At 69.9% G+C, this 14,538-nt stretch carries 9 protein-coding genes; 4 read left to right on the top strand and 5 right to left on the bottom strand.

Annotated features, from left to right (window positions below):
• Window positions 1-11 precede the first annotated feature (11 nt).
• Genes NKG96_RS14625 through NKG96_RS14635 form a run of 3 tightly spaced genes read right to left on the bottom strand, consistent with a single transcriptional unit; the run spans window position 12 to window position 3,124 of the window.
• Window positions 12-1,271: an outer membrane protein assembly factor BamB family protein gene (locus NKG96_RS14625; protein WP_254535829.1), complete on the bottom strand. Its 1,260-nt coding sequence runs from the start codon at window positions 1,269-1,271 to the stop codon at window positions 12-14.
• A gap of 58 nt (window positions 1,272-1,329) precedes the next feature.
• Window positions 1,330-1,647 (bottom strand): DUF8026 family protein, encoded by a 318-nt coding sequence (locus NKG96_RS14630; RefSeq protein WP_254535831.1) that lies wholly within the window; start codon window positions 1,645-1,647, stop codon window positions 1,330-1,332.
• A gap of 1 nt (window position 1,648) precedes the next feature.
• Window positions 1,649-3,124, bottom strand: a complete 1,476-nt coding sequence (locus NKG96_RS14635) for a sodium-dependent transporter (RefSeq protein WP_254535833.1) — start codon at window positions 3,122-3,124, stop codon at window positions 1,649-1,651.
• 200 nt (window positions 3,125-3,324) lie between these two features.
• On the opposite strand from NKG96_RS14635, the gene mutS reads away from it, so the two are divergent.
• From mutS to NKG96_RS14655, 4 genes are all read left to right on the top strand, one after another.
• The gene (gene mutS, locus NKG96_RS14640) at window positions 3,325-5,994 is read left to right on the top strand and encodes a DNA mismatch repair protein MutS (protein WP_254535835.1); all 2,670 of its coding nucleotides are present in this window, start codon (window positions 3,325-3,327) and stop codon (window positions 5,992-5,994) included.
• A gap of 3 nt (window positions 5,995-5,997) precedes the next feature.
• The gene (gene mutL / locus NKG96_RS14645; protein WP_254535837.1) at window positions 5,998-7,680 is read left to right on the top strand and encodes a DNA mismatch repair endonuclease MutL; all 1,683 of its coding nucleotides are present in this window, start codon (window positions 5,998-6,000) and stop codon (window positions 7,678-7,680) included.
• Window positions 7,681-8,007: 327 nt separating this feature from the next.
• A complete protein-coding gene (locus NKG96_RS14650) occupies window positions 8,008-9,864 on the top strand; it encodes an asparagine synthase-related protein (RefSeq protein WP_254535839.1) in 1,857 nt (618 codons plus the stop codon).
• 119 nt (window positions 9,865-9,983) lie between these two features.
• Entirely contained in the window at window positions 9,984-12,326 is a 2,343-nt protein-coding gene (locus tag NKG96_RS14655) for a hypothetical protein (RefSeq protein WP_254535841.1), read from the top strand.
• 67 nt (window positions 12,327-12,393) lie between these two features.
• On the opposite strand, the gene NKG96_RS14660 is transcribed toward NKG96_RS14655, so the two are convergent.
• Both NKG96_RS14660 and NKG96_RS14665 read right to left on the bottom strand, forming a co-directional pair.
• Window positions 12,394-13,338 (bottom strand): glycosyltransferase family 2 protein, encoded by a 945-nt coding sequence (locus tag NKG96_RS14660; protein ID WP_254535843.1) that lies wholly within the window; start codon window positions 13,336-13,338, stop codon window positions 12,394-12,396.
• Between the two features lie 58 nt (window positions 13,339-13,396).
• A complete protein-coding gene (locus NKG96_RS14665) occupies window positions 13,397-14,485 on the bottom strand; it encodes a DUF354 domain-containing protein (RefSeq protein WP_256558091.1) in 1,089 nt (362 codons plus the stop codon).
• Between the last annotated feature and the right edge of the window lie 53 nt (window positions 14,486-14,538).

Consider the following 14,538-nt stretch of genomic DNA (forward strand, 5'->3'; position numbering starts at 1 on the left):
ACGTACGCGCCCTAGACGTCCCGGAGCGCGACCAGTTTCCGGTTGTCCGCGCCACCGCGGTCCTCGCCCTCGATGTAGAGCATGTCGTCGACGACTGCTCGGACCGCGCCGTAGCGTCGGTCGATGTCGTGGGTGAACCGCTCCTCGCCGTTCGCGGCGTCGAACGCGACGACGGAGGCGGCGATGGGGTCGACGCCCTGTCGGAGGGCGTACACCGTCCCCGACGAACGGACCAGCGAGAGGAACTCGCCGTCGGGACGGGCGCTCCACCGTCGCTCGAGGGAGGCGTCGAAGGCGTGGACGCCGCCGGTCGTCGCGAGGACGAGGCCGTCCGGCCCCGCCGCCATCGACCTGAGTGACGGCACGTCGAGTCGGACCCGCCGCATCGTCAGTCCGTTCTCGGTGTCGAGTGCAAACAGGACGGGCGTCCGGTCGATGGGTTCTCCCTCCTCCCGGCCCCCGGTCGGGATGGCGACGGCGACGAGCGCGTGGCCGTCGACGACGAGGTCGTAGAGGAATCCCGGTGACCCCCAGTTCCACAGGTGGTCGCCCGTCGCCGGGTCGTAGGCGTCGACGGTCGTGTGGTACCGACTCGGGTTGCTGGGAGCGTTCAGGCGGACTGTCTCGATACAACCACGGAGGACGACCGAGTCGGTCGCCGCGACGACGGCGTCGTACGGGACGCGGTTTCGCGGCGGCGCGGCGTGCCAGCGCTGGTCTCCCGGGGCGACTCCGTAGACGTCCGTCGACCGGGTCGTCGCGAAGACGCCGGCGGTCGTGGCGACCGGCGGCGCGAGGGTGTCCGAACCACCGAGGTCAACGGACCACGCGACCGACCCGTCGGCGAACGCCCGAAGCGTCGGGCCGAGTCCGGGAACGACGGCGACACCGTCGACGAGCGTGACGGCCTCGGTCCCCCGATGGTCGACGGCCCACCCGACCTCGCCCGACCCGTCGAGGACGGCCAGTCGGCTGGCGTCGTTGCGCCGGTCGAACGCGTACACCCGACTGACCCCGTTCTCCGCCGTGCTGACGGCGATCTTCCCACCGAACCCGTCGGCGGTCCACGCAGGCTCGACGGGACCGGTCGGGCCGTCGGCGTCGGCGTTGGTGTGGGTCCGGCGGGCGTCTCCGGCACTCGACGGCCAGTCGCCCGCACCGGTCGGGACCGGGAGCGACACGGCGCCGTCGAACAGCGGCACGGAACAGCCGGCGGTCATGCTGGCACCGCAGAGCGCGAGGAACCCACGGCGGGTGCTGTTGGAGGGCATCGTACACCGGTCGGTTCGTGCCCGGAGACAAGAGTGTCCCGGATGCTCGCATCCGGTCTCAGAGCGTCTCCAATTCGCGAATCTCTTCCTCCGACCAGTCGTAGTACGGTTCCTCTATCTCGCGGAGCGAGCGCACGCACTCGTTGTGGCGTTCGCGGGCGACGGGCGCGTAGGGGTCCCCAGGGTTGGCCCGAATCCACTCGCGCAGGTCGGCCAGCGCGCGCGGCGAGTAGCTGTCGATGTTGTCCTGCTTTCGGAGGAGTTCGAGCTTGCGCTCCTCCGAGCGCAGCGACCGGACGAGCGCGGCGGTGGCGACGCCGGGGACGACGAGGAGCGTGACGAGCATCGACGCCCACGCGACGGCTGAGAGCGCCATCTCAGTCACCCCCCCGTGCGGCGGCGTCGGTGGCGTCCGGCGTGCTCTCGGCGTCCTTCCCGACGACGCTCATCACGGCGACGCTGACGGCGACGAGGGCGACCATGAGCGCCACGCCCGTCAGCATGAGCGTCTGGTTCTCCGTGCCGATGCTCGTGACGACGCCGTAGCCGATGATGAACACCATCACGACCGGGATGGCGTACTTCACGACGGGGTTCCACCACGACCCGACGTAGATGCCGGCGTTGCGGTTCAGGTCGATGACGCGGGCGCGCTCGGGGCCGAACTTCCACGCGACGAGGGCGATGATGGACAGGGTCGCCAGCGGGAGACCGAAGCTCCCGAACATGAAGTCCATCTGTCCGAGGAACGCCGAGGAGTAGGCGCTCGGCAGGCCGAGCAGCCAGATGACGCCGCAGACGGCGAGGACGGACCCGGTCCGCGAGAGGCGCGTCTCCTCGGTGACGGTCGTGATGCCTACCTCGGTGATGCCGAGACCGGACGTGAACGTCGCGAAGAAGAAGGAGACGAAGAAGACGACCGCCCAGAGGCCACCGGCGATGAGTTCGGGGAACACCTCCGCCAGCGAGATGAACAGGAGGTTCGACCCGGCGCTCGGTTCGAGGCCGAACGCGAAGACGACGGGGAAGGTGGCGAACACGGCGAGGATACCGATACTGGTGTTCCCGATGGCCGTGAACAGGCCACCGCCGAGTGGCACGTCGTCGTACCGCCCGAGATAGCTGCCGTAGGTGAGCGCGATCCCCCACCCCAGTCCCGTCGAGAACAGCGCCTGACTGAGCGCGGCCACCCACGTGGACCCGCGGGTGAGGAACTCCCAGTCGGGCGTGAAGACGAACGCCACCCCCTCCATCCCGCCCGGGAGGGTGACGCCGCGGACGGCGACGGCGACGAGGGCCACCACGAGCAGGGGAATCATCCACTTGACGACGCGTTCGATGCCCCGGCGGATACCGAAGACGAGGACGCCCGCGAGACTCGCCATCGTGAGCGTGTGCATTCCGATGACCAGCGCCGGGTTGGTGATAAACGAGTCCCAGAACGGCTGGGGCTGGAACCCCGGCTGCGTGAACGTAAAGAGCAGCGAGTGGCCGGCGTAGTACAGCGCCCACCCGATGATGGGCGCGTAGTACGACATCAGCGCCACGTTGACGAGGAGGACGACGAGACCGAGGCCCTGTGCCCGCCGCGACCCGAACACCTGTTTGAACGTCCCGATGACGCCGTTGTTCGTGTAGCGGCCAATCATCGTCTCGGCCATCAGGCCGGGCACCGCGATGACGTACAGGAGGAGGATGTACGCGAGGAGGAACGCGCCGCCGCCGTTCTCCCCCGTGGTGAACGGCATGCGCCAGATGTTCCCCGCGCCGACCATCGCCCCCAGCATCGCCATGAGGAACCCGAACCGACTCCCCCACTCCTCTCGTGCGGTTCGTGCCTGTGAGTCTGACATGTGAAAGCTACCCACACCTGCGGAGTGATGACACATATAAGCACGACCAACCATGTCTGGGAAGAGCCACGATTGAGCCACAGTCACGGGTCGAGACCACTTCCGGCCGAGGCACGACGGAGGGGGTCGAAGACGGAGCGAGAACGGGTCGCCGTCGGGGAATTCCCACGGTTGAAGTAGCTCGCCGTCGGGGTTCGGGTATGGAGGCGACGGGGCCGCCCGCGAAGATGGCGGAGCGCCGCGAGGAGCTGACGCCGATGCTGTCGCAGTACTTCGCGCTGACCGAGGAGTACGACGACGCCCTCGTGCTCTTTCAGGTCGGGGACTTCTACGAACTGTTCTGCGACGCCGCGGAGGCGGCCGCCCGCATCTGCGAGATCACACTGACGAAGCGGGAGGACTCGACGGGCACCTACCCGATGGCGGGCGTCCCCATCGACAACGCGGCCCCGTACGTCGAGACGCTCCTCGACGCCGGCTACCGCGTCGCCATCGCCGACCAGGTACAGGACCCCGAGGAGGCGTCGGGACTGGTCGACCGGGCGGTCACGCGCGTCGTCACGCCCGGCACCGTCGTCGAGGACGAACTGCTCGGGGCCGGCAACACGTACGTCGCCGGCCTTATCCGGGGGTCGGGGGACGGCGACACCGTCGGGGAGGCGGGGGCGGGCGAGCGCTGGGCGGTCGCGTTCGTGGACGTCTCGACCGGCGAGTTCCGTGTCACGAGCGGCGACGTCCCCACGATACAGGACGAACTCGACCGCTTCGCGCCCGCCGAACTCGTCACCGCCCCCGGGTGCGACCACGGCTTCGACGTTGAGGGGATGTACACCCCCTTCCGCGAGGCGGCCTTCGAGTCCGCCGCGGCGCGCGAGCGACTGGGCGGGTACGTCCCCGCGCCGGACGCCGTCGTCGAGACGGACGCCGAACTGCGGGCGGCGGGCGGCCTGCTCGCGTACGCCGAGTACACGCAGGGCGTCGACTCGGGGGGGCTGGAGTACATCTCGCGCATCGCGCGCTACGACCCCCGCGAGGGGATGGGGCTGGACGCCACCGCGCTGCGCTCGCTGGAGGTGTTCGAGAACCGCGAGGGCGACGACGACCACACCCTGCTGGGCGTCCTCGACGAGACGTCGTGTGCGCTCGGCAGGCGCGAACTCACCCACTGGCTGCGCCGCCCGCTGCTGGACCGCGAGCGCATCGAGCGCCGACTGGACGCCGTCGAGGAACTCGCCCGGCGGTCGCTGGTCCGCGAGGAGGCACGCGACCTCTTGAAGGACGTCTACGACGTCGAGCGACTCGTCACGCGCGTCTCCCGCGGGCGAGCGAACGCGCGCGACCTGCGGGCGCTGAAGTCCACGCTCGACGTGGTGCCCGAACTGCGCGAGACGCTCGCCGACTGCGAGTCGCGCCCGCTGCGCCGCCGTCGGGAGGCGCTGGACGAACTGGCCGACGTCCGCGGCCTCGTCGGGCGGGCCATCACCGACGACCCGCCAATCGAGGTGACGGAGGGCGGCGTCATCCGCGAGGGGTTCGACGACCAGTTGGACGACCTCCGGGCGACCGAACGCGAGGGCCGCGAGTGGGTGGCGGACCTCGAGGCGCGCGAGCGCGAGCGGACGGGCATCGACTCGCTGAAGGTAGGCTACAACGAGGTCCACGGCTACTACATCGAGGTGACGAACCCGAACCTCGACCGGGTGCCCGACGACTACACGCGCCGACAGACGCTGAAGAACTCCGAGCGGTTCTACACGCCGGACCTGAAGGCTCGTGAGGACGAGATTCTGGGGGCGGCCGAGCGCGCCGACACCCGCGAGTACCAGCTGTTCACCGAGGTCAGAGACGACGTCGCGCGGGAGGCCGAACGGGTACAGGCCGTCGCGGCGGTGCTCGCGGAACTCGACGTGCTCTGTACGCTCGCCGGCGTCGCGGTCGAGCGGGACTACGTCCGCCCCGAGTTGGGCAGCGGGGGAGTCCACGTCAAGGCGGGTCGCCACCCCGTCGTGGAGACCACCGAGGAGACGTTCGTGCCGAACGACGCCGACCTGCGCGAGCGACCGTTCGCCGTCATCACCGGGCCGAACATGAGCGGGAAGTCGACGTACATGCGACAGGTCGCCCTGATTCAGGTGCTCGCGCAGGTGGGGAGTTTCGTCCCCGCCGACCGGGCGCGCCTCCCCCTCGTCGATCGCGTGTTCACCCGCGTGGGTGCGAGCGACGACATCGCGGGCGGGGCCTCCACGTTCATGCGCGAGATGACCGAACTCACCGAGATCCTCCACAACGCCACCGAGGACTCCCTCGTACTCTTAGACGAGGTGGGCCGCGGGACGAGCACCGCCGACGGGCGTTCCATCGCGTGGGCCGTCTCGGAGTTCCTCCACGACGAGGTGGGCGCGACGACGCTCTTCGCCACCCACTACCACGAACTGACGCGCATCGCCGAGGGGCGACCCGGTATCCAGAACCTCCACTTCACCATCGCGCGGGAGGGGACGGACGTGACCTTCCTCCACACGGTCGTCGAGGGGGCGAGCGAGGCGTCCTACGGCGTCGAGGTGGCGCGACTCGCGGGCGTCCCCACGTCGGTCATCGAGCGCTCGCGTCACCTGCTGGAGTCGGGACTGCCCGGCGAGGCGGGGGCGCACCCCGACCCGGCGGCCGACCGGTCGAACGGTCACCGCGACGACGCGGACGGAGCGCGCACGGCGACGGCGGCGGGGTCGGACTCGGAGCCGACGCCCACGGCGGGCGACAGCGGGAAGCCCACCGACCTCGAAGTCGCCCTGCGCGAGTTGAACATCGCGAACATGACGCCCGTGGAGGCGCTGACGTGGCTCCACGAGAGACAGCGGGGACTCGAGTAGACGATGACGACCGAATCGGAGACGCGAGCGGGGGAACGAACCGCGGTCCGGCGACTCGACGAGTCGACCGTCGCGCGCATCGCCGCCGGCGAGGTGGTGACGCGCCCGGCGGCGGCGGTCCGCGAACTGGTGGAGAACGCCCTCGACGCGGGGGCGTCGGCGGTGTCGGTGACCGTCGAGAACGGCGGTCTCGACCTCGTCAGCGTGAGCGACGACGGGCACGGCATGAGCCGCGAGGACGCCCGACTGGCCGTCGAGCGCCACGCGACGAGCAAGATACGCGACGCCGCCGACCTCGCCACGGCCCCGACGCTCGGCTTCCGGGGGGAGGCACTGCCGAGCATCGCTGAGGTGGCCCGCCTCGACCTGCGGACGCGGACCGCCGGGGAGGACGAGGGGACGCGCGTGACCGTCGCGGACGGCGACCCGACCGTCCGGGCGGCCGGTCACGGCGTCGGGACGACCGTCGAGGCGCGCGACCTCTTCGCGGACCTGCCCGCCCGCCGCGAGTCGCTCGGCACCCCGAAACGCGAGTTCGCCCGCGTGAGCGACCTGCTCGCGAGCTACGCGCTGGCCCACCCGGACGTCCGGTTCCGCCTCGACCACGACGGTCGGACGGTGCTCTCGACGCCGGGGAGCGGGGAGGAGACCGACACCCTGCTGGCGGTGTACGGCCGGGACGTCGCCGGCCGGAGCACGGCGCTCGCGGCGGGTGACGACGACGAGGTGGCCGTCCACGGCGTCTGCGTCCACCCGTCGGTGACGCGGGCGAGCGCCTCGCACGTCACCGTCGCCGTCAACGGGCGACCACTCGCGGATTCGGGACTCAGGAACGCCGTCGAGGCGGGCTACGGGTCGCTCCTCCCCGGCGACCGCCACCCGGTCGCCGTCGTCAGGGTTCGGGTCCCGCCGGACCGGGTGGACCAGAACGTCCACCCCGGCAAGCGCGAGGTGCGCTTCCGGGACGCGGAGGCGGTCCACGGGGCGGTCGAGCGAGCCGTCCGGGACGCCCTCTCGACGGCCGACCTCGCCCGGAGCGGGGAGGCGGAACTCGGCATCGACCTCGACGGGGAGGGGGGGCTCGAACCCACCCGGTCGCGCTTCGAGGACCTCACCGTCATCGGGCAGTTCCGCGGCCTCTACCTGCTCTGTGAGGCCGGCGACGACCTCCTCGTGGTCGACCAGCACGCCGCCCACGAGCGGGTCAACTACGAGCGCCTGCGCGAGGCGGTGGCGGGGGCCGAGGTGGAGACGCTGTCGGTGGACCCCCCCGCGACGCTCTCGCTGTCGCCTGGCGCGGCGGCGACCCTCGACGCCCGGCGCGAGGCCGTCGAGTCCCTCGGCTTCCGCGTCGAGTCCTTCGGCGGCGGCACCTACCGCGTGACGGGCGTTCCCGCCCCGTTCGGGCGCGCGGCCGCGCCCGAGGACGTCCGTGACCTCCTCGATACGTTCCTCTCGGGGGAGTCGCCCGAGGACCCGCGGGAGGCGCTGCTGGCGGAGATGGCCTGCCACCCGTCGCTGAAGGCCGGCGACGACCTCACGGACGAGGAGAGCGCGGCGCTGCTGGACCGACTGGGCGCGTGTCGCCAGCCGTACGCCTGCCCGCACGGGCGGCCGACCGTCCTCAGCATCGAGGAGACGACGCTCGCGAAGGGGTTCGGGCGGTCGGGAACCAGGTTCGACTAGGGTCGGGCGTCGACCGAGGGAGCGAGTCGACGACGAACCGTCGGCCAGCGACGGGGGAGGAGGGCCATGGCGGTACGACGGTCCGCCCGTCTTCCGGGTGGGGTGCCACAGCACGTAAGAACCAGGCCGGTGAGTGGTCCAGTAGAGAGCGACCAGTCGCCGAACCGGACAGTAGTTTAAAATAATTTGGGAGAAATAACGAAAATAATGAACGAACACGTGAGACGTATTCGGAGCGCAAGCGAGAGAGGAGCGGGGTCGACCGGGACGTTCGGCCGGTCGGACCGGCGAGACTGGCGAGGGCGACCGACCGGGGGCCGCTGACCGATGCCGGGACTCTCCATCGTCGTCGACGAGGGCGGTGTGGACCGCGCGGCCGCCGACGCCGCACTGGAGCGCTGTGAGTTCCTCCCGCGCTACGACCACGACCACCACGTCGTCGACGAGACGGTCTACGTCGCGGACACGGGCTACGAGACGTACCCCGTCCGCCGGTTCGACTTCGACGGAACGACCGTCGTCGTCGAGGGCTACCTGTACGACGTCGAGGACCTCGAAGGGGAACTCAGGCAGGTCGCGTCGTGGCTGGAGGACTCGCGGACGATGCAACTCCGCGACTGGCTCGCGAGTCGCGACGGCGAGTTCGTCATCGCCGTCCAGCCGCCGGACGGCGACCTCCGGGTCCTCAACGACCCGCTCTGTCGCCTCCCGCTCTACCGGGCGACGGTCGGCGAGCGGACCGTCGTCTCTCGCGAACTGACGTTCGTCCGGGAGTGGCTGTCGAACGTCGGCGAACCGGTGGAACTCGACCGACTGGGCGTCGCACAGACGCTCCTGTTCGGCTACACGCTCGGGACGCGGACGGTGTTCGAGGGGGTGTCGGAGCTCGACCCGGCGACCTGCCTCACGTTCGACGGCGACGTGCGGACCGACAGCCTGTACGAACACGCCTTCGAGCAGTCGACGGAACCGGCGAGCGTCGACGCCGCGGGGCGACGGCTGGCCCGGAAGTTCGCCGAGGCCTGTCGAAACCGAGCGGACATCCCCGGGCGAGCGGTACTCTCGCTGAGTGGGGGCCTCGACTCGCGGGCGGTCGCGGCCGGCTACGACGCGGCGGGCGTCCCGTTCTCGGCCGCGACGTTCGTCGACGAGGACGCCGACGAACTGCCGACGGAGGCGACCGTCGCGCGGTCGGTCGCCGAGACGCTCGACGTCGAGTGGACGTCCGTGGCGACCCCGCGGGACGACCTCGAGGACGTCGAGGCGACCCTGCTGGAGATGAAACAGGGGATGAACTACCTCCGGATGGGGTTCATCGTCGAGTTCTTCGAGGAACTGTACGAGCGCTACGGCGAGGTGAACTACGTGACGGGCGACGGGGGCGACAAGGTGTTCCACGACCTGCGACCCCCGCGCCGGTACGACTCCCTCTCGGACCTCGTCGAGTACGCCGTCGAGGCGAACAGCGTGTTCTCGCCCGAACGCGCCGCCGCCATCGCGGGCATCTCCGAGGAACACCTCCTCGAGTCCGTGCGCCGGCGGTTCCGGTCGTACCCCGAGTCCTCGCTCGAGAACCGGTACACCCACTTCATGCTCCGCGAGCGGGGTATGAAGCTCATCAAGCACGGCGAGGACCGCAACCGGTACTTCTTCTGGTCGGTCACGCCGTTCTACTCGTTTCCCTTCTTCCAGGCCGCGATGGAGTACACCCCCGACTGCAAGCAGTACATGCGCCTGTACCGGTCGTTCGTCGGAGCGCTCGCGCCGGACCTCCTGGCCGTCGACTACGCCGACTACGGCGTCCCCATCACCTCGCTGGAGTACCGGGCGAAGCACGTCCTCTACCTGACGCTCTCGCGCTGGCCGCGCGTGAAGTCGGCCGTCGTCGACCGGGTGCTCGGGACGCCGAAGGCGCGGGACACCGACCTCCCCGACCGGGTCCGGGCCCTCCTCGGGGAGACGGGGGACTCGCTGTCCGAGCGGGAGGTTGCGACGGTCCTCGACGACGAGCGGTACTCCGAGGCGACACTCTACCACCTCTACACGATGTGTGCGCTCGCCGCGTCGCTCGACGGGTCCGGGGCGGGCGCCGCGGACACCGGGGCCTCCCACGGAACGGGGGAGTCGTCGACCGACACCGAGTCGTCGGCGACCGACGGGGCCGATTCGACCGTATCCCGGTGACGGCGCCGTGATGGCGGCGCGGCCGGTCTCCGAGAAGCTACTACTGTAGCCGCCCGTTGCTACATCTCCTATGATTGTATCTGAATCCGATAACTCTAGGCCTCGCCCAAGCCAAGTTGATGGCACACGAATCTGGCAACGAAGACGAACCCGGTGCGGACGAACGCAGTGACGGGACGCTCCACCGACGGCGGTACCTCCAGTTGGCGGCGGCGACGGCGGCGACGCTCCCGCTCGCGGCACGGCAGGCGTCCGCGGCGACGACGCGCGGCGGCATCACCTTCGACCGCGTCCTCGACGCGGTCGACGACCTCGGCATGGACCCGAACGGCAACGAACCGGTCAACGGGAAACTAGAGCGCGCACTCACGGATGGCACCTGCGTGGAGTTCCCGGCCGGCGAGTACGTCGTCGACGGCCCGGTCTCGAAGTGGGGCGCGGAGCGCATCGGCGTCGTTGGCACCGGCGCACAGGCGGACGTTCGGTTCGTCACGGAGGGCGACAGCAACATCTGGCTGTTCCGCATCCTCAACTGCCGTGACGTCCTCATCGAGAACCTGACGCTGGACCAGACCGACTCGCAGACCGGCGGCTCCATCGGGACGGTGTTCAACGTCTACGACAACCTCGTGTTCCGCGACGTGGACATGCCCGGGTTCAACCCCATGGGCGACGACGACCTCTGGGGACTCGTCATCCGCATCCTCGAACGCGACGGGACGGGTCTCGTCGAGAACTACACGCACACGGGTCCCTCGGAGTTCAAGGGCCCCGTCGGGTCGGAGGGGGCGGGCGGCGTCTTCGACGACAAGCACAAGGGCAGTCTCACGTTCCGCGACTGCCACATCGAGAACGCCAACGGCGACGGCGGCCTGTACACCGGGAAGCACGCCGGGGAGGTCCACTTCGAGAACTGCTTCTTCAAGAACAACGACCTCGCGGGGATGCGCCTCGGCGCGGGGTGTACGATGCGCGACTGCGTCGTCGTCAACGACTGGGACGACGCCCACCCCGACAACACCGGGACGCTGGGCGGCGCGAACGGCCTCTACTTCGCGACGGGCCCCTACGGCAAGTCCGGCGGCTACGTCGAGAACTGCGACATCATCCACAAGTCCGTCGACGGGGACTCCTCGGCTGCCGTCTTCATCAACGGCTCGGACGGCGGCATCGAGTTCCGCAACACCCGCATCCAGAACGACGTCGACGGCGCCTACGCGGTGTGGGCGTACGCACCCGGCGAGCGGTTCGCGAGCGACGGCATCCCGGACGACCCCGCCATCTACATGGACGGCGTGAGCATCACGGGGACGTCCTCGAAGCGCACCGCGGTCTACCTCGACAAGCGCTCCGGGTCCCGCATCGAGAACTCCTGCATCCAGATGGACGGGGCCAGCGGGAACGGCGTCGTACTCGACGACTCCGGGAAGTGTTCCATCTCGAATACGAACATCAACGTCCCCGGCGACGCGACGGTGTTCAACAACACCAGCGTGAGCACGTCGAACATTACTCACGGCGACTCGTGTCCCATCCCGGACGCCTCGTGGTCGCGCGGCGACTCCGGCAGCGGTTCGGCCGACACGGGTGACGGCAGTTCCGACGGCTCGGACAGCGGTTCGGGCGACACCTCCGGGTCGCCGTCACCCGACGACGTGAAGGGCGACCTCCTCGTCGTCGAGGCGCCCCAGGGCAACGTCGTCAACTACGAGTTCGTCGTGGAGGGGGTGGCGACGCCCGCCGACCCCGACACCGGCGAGGGCGACTGGGACTCGACGACGAAGGGCGACGGCACGATGACCGTCTCGGGCTGGACGAGCGACGGTCGGTTCGACTCCTGGGCCGTCGAGGGCCGCATCGTCGACTTCGCCTCCAACCGCGACCCCTGCGTCCTCACGCACAACGGCACGACGGTCACCGCGGAGGACCTCGTGGCGCCGCCCGGCGACCACCTCGTCGTCGAGGCGCCGCAGGGCAACGTCGTCAACTACGAGTTCGTCGTGGACGGGACGGCCGCGCCCGCCGACGACGACACCGGCGCGGGCGACTGGGACTCGGCGACGACCAGCGGCGGGATGACCACCGTCTCCGGGTGGACGAGCGACGGTCGGATGGACTCCTGGACCGTCGAGGGCCGCATCGTCGACTTCGCCTCCAAGCGCGACGACTGCGTCCTCACGCACAACGGCACGACGGTCGCCCCCGAGGACTTCGGCGTCGAGGAACTGCCGAACAAGCTCGTGCTCACGTCGACGAGCGACGCCACCGAGACCCGGTACAGCTTCAGCGTCACGGGCGACCTGGTCAAGAGCTACGACCACTCCGTCGAGTCCTCCGACACCATCGAGGGCGGTGCGGCGACGGGCGTCATCACCGCCGATGCCGACGCCTACACCTTCTCGGGGGACATCGCCTCGTTCGACCTCGACGGGAGCGCGAACATCTCCTTCGAGCGCCAGTAGACCGCACGCCATCACCAGATCGTGACCCGACCGCCGGTCGTCCCCCGTTCGTCGGCGACCCGGCCGGTCAGTCGAGTCGAGCCGCGACCATCCGTTTCGCCCGCTGTGCGAGTCGCACGGTCGGCGTTCTCCCGAGCGACAACACGAAGAACGCGTAGGCGTCCCACCGCGTGGGGTCGGCGCGGATGGTTCGCAGCGCGAACCGCCTCGCGTCCGCATACTGTCCCCGCTGGAGCGCCGAGAGCGCCACCTCGCGGGCCGTCGCCGCGACCAGCGCGTCCCGACAGCCGTACTCCTCCGCGAGCGGGCCGAACGTCTCGAGCATGAGCGGGTAGGCCACGTCACGCTTCGCGGTGATGTCGTCGCTGATCTGCGAGTGCCCGGAGCTCTCGCGAACGACCAGCGGGTCCTCGATGACGTCGAACTCGGTGTACTGCGAGAGGCGGATGGGCCACTCGCGGTCCTGCCAGCACGGGAAGCGCTCGTCGGTGAGGCCGGCCTGTTCGATGACGCTCGCGCGGACCATCAGCGTCGAGAACGTCCCGAGCGAGGCGCCCGACAACAGGTCCTCCGTGACGTCGCCCCGGACCGTCGGGCGGAGGGTGTGGACGACCGACCCCTCCTCCGTGAACCGCTGGCCCGTGTAGACGACGCCGACGGCGGGTCCGCCCCGCTGGAACCGGTCGTACTGGCGCTCCAGTTTCGTCGGCACCCACTGGTCGTCGTCGTCGATGAACGCGACGAACCGCCCGGTGGCCGCCTCGATGCCGGTGTTCCTCGCGGCGGGCGCGCCGCGGTTCTCCTCGTGACGGATGTACCGGACGGCGATGTCGGACGAGGAGAGGGTGTCGAGCACCCCCTCGGCGGGGGTCGGTGAACAGTCGTCGACGACGATCAACTCGGCGTCGGTGAACGTCTGGTCGAGGACGCTCTCGGCCGCCCGCCGGACGAACTCGGGTCTGTCGTAGGTGGGCAGCACGACGCTGACTTCGGGGTGTCGGGTCTCGCTCATGGTGTGCTCGGGGTCGGGGGGAAGGTGTGCTCGATGGCGGTTCCGGGGCTCGTCACCGTCAGACGGGGGTCGACCGGCGCGGTCGGAGCTTCGACCGCTCGGAGACGAACGCGGGGTCGCGGGCGACGTCCATGAGCAGTTCGGTCAGGTCCACCTTGTCCGCGAGGAACTCGTCGCGGCGCTGCTGGTAGCGCGCCTGCGCGTCGGGGTCGCCGAGAATTTCCGAGACGTGCTCGGCGACCCGCTCGAGGTCGCTCGTGATTCGGATGAGGCCGGCGTCCTCCAGCGCGACGAACTCGCCGGGGCCCTGGTTGGCCCAGTCGCTACACGCGATGGCGGGCGTGCCGAGGAACGCCGCCTCGATGACCATCGTCCCCGTCTCGGCGACGAGGAGGTCGGCCTCGGCCATCACGTCGTGGATGCGCGCCGGGTGGAGGTCGTACTTCCGGGCGCCGAGCGCCTCCAGATCGAGTTCACCGGACTCGTCGGAGACGAGGACGGTCACGTCGTCGGGCGCCGCCTCGATGACCTGTCGGCGCTGCTCGATGGTCCGGCCGACCGCGTCCCGGTCGTGGAGCGCGTCGAGCGACGCGAACCGGACGAGCATGAACCGCTCGTCCGGCTCCAGCCCGAGGTCCTCGCGGACCGTCGGGTCCGGGGTGAACACGTCCGGGAGGAGGTAGCCACACTCCTTGAACCCCTTGAACACGTAGTGGTTCTTCCCGAGGTCGATGTCGGTGGCCTCCGGCGTGAGGATGAGGTCGGCGAACGGGCTGGACGCCCGGTGGAGCAGTTCGCTCGGTTCGGCGTCGAGCAGGAGGATGACCCGCGCGTCACAGAAGAGGCTGGCGAACGCGGCGTAGGGACCCCGCCCGAAGATGACGTCCGGGTCGTACCGGCGGACGTGCCGGGCGATTCGGAAGAACTGCTGGGGGAGCTCCCGCGCGAACCCGAACGTCGAGTAGTCCGACGTCTTGTGGGACCCGTAGACCTCGTAGGGGACGTCGTGGTAGTCGAGGATGTCGAGGGTACACGAGTAGTCCCGCGCCAGAACGAGCATCTCGTCCTCAGAGTCCACGACCGTCCGGGCGAGATGCCGATACGTGTGTGCGTGCGCTGGCGTATTCACGAAGACCAGGTATTTCATGGTCGAGAGTGCGCGCTACACGGCCATTGTTATGGTCCGTCTTATCCGCACGA

Origin of the sequence: Halomarina litorea (assembly GCF_024227715.1) — an archaeon.
GTDB lineage: Archaea > Halobacteriota > Halobacteria > Halobacteriales > Haloarculaceae > Halomarina > Halomarina litorea.